The organism is Pseudomonadota bacterium, assembly GCA_022361155.1.
In the GTDB taxonomy this organism is placed as follows: Bacteria; Myxococcota_A; Polyangia; order Polyangiales; family JAKSBK01; genus JAKSBK01.
Genome location: JAKSBK010000191.1, coordinates 1 through 4451, shown reverse-complemented (window position 1 = coordinate 4451; position 4451 = coordinate 1). Strand labels below are relative to the sequence as shown.

The following is a 4451-nucleotide window of genomic DNA, read 5'->3' as shown; positions in this document are numbered from 1 at the left end:
GAGTTTTCGGCTCTTGAGGCGCTGATGGACGAGGCGGCCGCGCGTGAGTCGGAAATGCTCGCGCGCCTCTCGGCTCTCCAGACCAAGGCCGCCGAAGCTGGGCCCACGCAGTTCGAACTCATCGTCGCAAAGGCCGACGAAGCGGGTGCGGCGCTTGATCTCGATGAGGCCGACACGCGCAAGATCATCGATACGCAGCTCCGCGCTGCCGGCTGGGAGGTGGACACCGCTGAGCTGACGTTCGCCAAGGGCGTTCGCCCTCAACAAGAATCTCGCCATCGCGGAGTGGCCCACGGAGAACGGGCCCGCCGACTACATGCTCTTCATCGGGATGCACGCCGTCGCTGTGGTCGAGGCGAAGAAGGGCGCGCGAGACGTCTCCGCATCCATCGAGCAGGCGAAGCGCTACAGCCGCGGTTATGAATCGAAGGCCGCCGAGGCGCCACCTGATGGTCCGTGGGGCGACTACCGAGTGCCGTTCCTCTTTGCGACGAACGGTCGCCCATATCTCAAGCAGATCGAGACCAAGAGTGGCGTCTGGTTCCTCGACGCGCGTCGCGCCACCAACCACTCCCGCGCTCTCGACGGCTGGATCACGCCCGACGGCATCAGCGGGATGCTACGGCAGGACATCGATGCCGCCCATGAAGCCCTCAAGAAGGAGCCGACGGAGTACCTCGGCCTTCGCGACTACCAACTTCGCGCCATCGACGCGGTCGAGCAGGCCCTTGAAGAAGATCGTCGAGAGATCCTCATCGCGATGGCCACGGGTACGGGCAAGACCCGCACCTGCGTCGGCCTTTGCTACCGGCTCCTCAAGGTGAAGCGGTTTCGGCGGATTCTCTTCCTCGTTGACCGCACTGCGCTCGGGATTCAGGCCACGAACGCCTTCAAGGACGCCCGCCTCGAAAACCTCCAGACCTTCACCGACATCTTCGACCTCAAAGAGCTCAAGGACATCACGCCCGAGTCCGACACCAAGCTTCAGGTCGCGACGGTGCAGGGCATGGTCAAGCGAATCCTCTTCTCAGAGGACGAAGCGCCTCCGCCCATCGACCAATACGACTGCATCGTCGTCGATGAAGCCCACCGTGGCTACCTGCTCGACCGCGAACTCAGCGACCGCGAGCTGACCTTCCGCACCGAGTCCGACTACATCTCCAAATACCGGCGCGTCCTAGAGCACTTCGACTGTGTGAAGATCGGGCTGACCGCAACACCTGCGCTCCACACCACGGAGATCTTCGGTCAGCCCGTCTATGAGTACAGCTATCGAGAAGCGGTGGTGGACGGCTACCTCGTGGACCACGAGCCGCCCACGCGCATCGTGACCGCGCTCGCCGCCGACGGCATCACCTGGCGCGTGGGGGAGGAGCTGGAGACCTACAGTCCCTCCACCGGCGAGCTCCAACTTTCGCTCCTGAACGACGAGGTCCACGTGGACGTCGACACGTTCAACAAGCGGGTTGTCACCGAGAACTTCAACCGCGTGGTCTGCAAGTTCGTTGCGGAGCGCATCGACCCGAGCTTCGACGAAAAGACATTGGTCTTTTGCGTCTCCGATGACCACGCGGACATGGTCGTCAAGCTGCTCAAGCAGGCATTCCGCAACCAGTACGGGAGCGTCGAGGACGACGCGGTGGTCAAGATCACCGGCTCCGCGGACAAGCCCTTGCAGCTCATCCGGCGCTACCGCAACGAGCAACTGCCGAGCGTCGCCGTCACCGTGGACCTCCTTACAACGGGCGTCGATGTTCCCAAGATATGAAATCTCGTCTTCATCCGGCGAGTCCGCAGCCGCATCCTCTATCACCAAATGCTGGGCCGTGCGACGCGGCGCTGCGACGAGATCGACAAGGAGGTGTTCCGCATTTACGACGCGGTGGAGCTCTACAGCGCGCTGGCTCCCTATTCCGACATGAAGCCGGTCGTCCCGAACCCGAAGGTGCCGTTCGCCCAGCTCGTCGGCGAACTCAACACGGTGGACGACGGAGAGTCGCGGGCGGAGATCCTCGACCAGCTCATCAGCAAGCTCGACCGCAAGAAGCGTCGGCTTAGGGACGAAGCGCTGGAGCAGTTCGAGACCGTGGCCGCCATGAGCCCCGACGACCTGCTGACCTTTCTCCGGGATCATGGTCCGGACGCGGCGCACGCCTGGTTCGCCGAGCACCCCTCACTCACCACGATTCTCGACAAGGTCATCAAGGCGGACAAGCCCGTGATGGTCTCCCACCACGAGGACGAGATCCGCGCGGTGAAGAACGGATTCGGCGACTCCCGACCCCCTGGAGACTATCTCGAAGGCTTCCGAGCCTTCATCGCAGAAAACCAAAACAAGATCCCGGCCCTCGTGGTCGTGGCGCAACGCCCGCGAGAACTGACGCGGCAGCAACTCAAGGAGCTCAAGCTCGCCCTCGACGAGGCCGGCTACAGTGAGACCAACCTCCGCGCTGCCTGGCGCGCGAAGACCAACCAGGACATCGCCGCGTCGGTCATCGGCCACGTACGCCAGGCCGCGCTCGGCGACCCGCTGCTCCCCTATGAAGAGCGCGTCGATCGCGCCATGAAGCGCATCCTTGCGTCCCAGCGCTGGAAGCCTCCCCAGCGCAAATGGCTAGAGCGCATCGGCAAGCAACTCGTCCAGGAGACCGTCGTTGACCGCGACGCCCTCGACCGCGGCCAGTTCAAGGCCCAGGCCGGCGGCTTTGACCGGCTCAACAAAGTCTTCGACGGCAGGCTGGAGCAGCTCCTCGGGGACATCAGCGAGGCGATCTGGGCGTCCGAGATGAGTGCCTCATGACTATCGACACCTCATGTCTGACCTACCTGGACGTGCTCAAGGAACTGGGCGACCGCCGCAAGCACCTGCTGCTCGGCAACGGCTTCAGCATCGGATGCGACCCGCGTTTCGCGTACGCCTCACTGTACGACCATGCCTGCGAAGCCGGGCTCTCCGATTCAGCGAAGCGGCTTTTTGATCGACTGGGAACGAACAACTTTGAAGGAGTGATGCGCGCGCTTGATGATGCGCAGTGGGTTGCCGAGGAATATGAGCTGCTTCAGGAGGGCGACGCATCCGCGATCCTTGATGACCTGGAGCTGGTCAAGACGGCGTTGATCTCCGCGGTCGGTGAGGTTCACCCAGAAGACGCATCCTGCCTCTCGGTCGATCGTGTTCACGCGGGTCGTGCGTTCATCGCACCCTACTTCAATGTCTTCACCGTCAACTACGATCTTCTGCTCTACTGGCTGGTCGCGGCCGGCGATTTCAAGTTTCAGGACGGCTTTGGGACGGATCCAGACGACTATGACGCTAGGAGCTTGATTTTTGAGGGCAGTACGCGAGGCCATGACGGCATCTACTTCCTTCACGGTGCATTGCACCTCTTCCGCGGTCGGTCGTTCACGCGGAAGCACAGTTGGAGCAGGACGGGAACGAAGCTCACAGAGCTCGTCAAGACTGGCCTCGCAGAGAAGCAGTACCCACTCTTCGTCGCCGAAGGGACTTGGGAGAAGAAGCTCGCGCAGATCGCTCGCTCCCACTATTTGGCGCACTGCTACGACAAGCTCACGCGAATCCAGAACGGACTCGTCTGCTACGGCCTTAGTCTTGGCGAGAGCGATGGCCATCTGACGCGGGCAATAGCCCACAACCTCGATTTGAAACGCGTTTTCATCGGAGTCTTCGACGACTTCGACGGGTCGGACGGCCTCGCACTCCGGGCACGCGCTGGCGAGCTCAGCACGATGAGGGAAAAGGCCCTCGGGGCGAAGAAGCGCGATAGCCCTGAGCTACAGGTGTCCTTCTTTGACGCCAAGAGTGCAGACGCCTGGAAGTCGAGGATGCCAGAGTGAACACCCAAGACATCGTCCAAAAGCTCTGGAACCTCTGCAACGTCCTCCGGGACGAGGGAATCACGTATCACGAGTACGTCACCGAGCTGACGTGGCTGCTGTTCCTCAAGATGGCGAAGGAGACCGGGCGCGAGAAGGAGTTGCCCGACGGGTATCGCTGGGACGATTTAGCGGAGAAGGAGGGCGTCGAGCAGCTTGCGTTCTACCGCGGCCTGCTCCTTCATCTCGGCACGGAGGGCTCGTCGAGGATTCAGGCGATCTACGCCAACGCCAACACCGCGTTGAAAGTGCCCCGGAACCTCAAGAAGCTCGTGGACTCCATCGACGGCCTCGACTGGTACTCGGCCAAGTCGGAGGGCCTGGGCGACCTCTACGAGGGGCTTCTCGAAAAGAACGCGAACGAAAAGAAGTCCGGCGCAGGGCAATACTTCACGCCCCGCCCGCTTATCGATTCGATTATTGTCTCACCTTGGGTGGGTCAAAACCCTCGCCTTCCAGGCGACAGCTTTCAGCATGATGGTGGGCTACCGTGTTGCCGATGGGCTATCGACACGGAGCGCACAGCGTATTTGAGATCCACCTGCACCTTGTGTGGG

Annotated in this window: 2 protein-coding genes and 1 pseudogene; all 3 read left to right on the top strand. The window is 62.1% G+C overall.

The window, feature by feature from the left end:
* A pseudogene (gene hsdR, locus MJD61_07045) lies at positions 1–2800 on the top strand (type I restriction-modification system endonuclease).
* On the top strand, positions 2797–3855 hold the full coding sequence (locus tag MJD61_07040; protein ID MCG8555031.1) for a DUF4917 family protein: 1059 nt from the start codon (positions 2797–2799) through the stop codon (positions 3853–3855). Before hsdR ends, MJD61_07040 begins: the two are co-directional and overlap by 4 nt.
* Positions 3852–4451: type I restriction-modification system subunit M N-terminal domain-containing protein (locus tag MJD61_07035; GenBank protein MCG8555030.1), on the top strand; the 600-nt coding region annotated here is incomplete at its 3' end. The genes MJD61_07040 and MJD61_07035, both read left to right, overlap by 4 nt.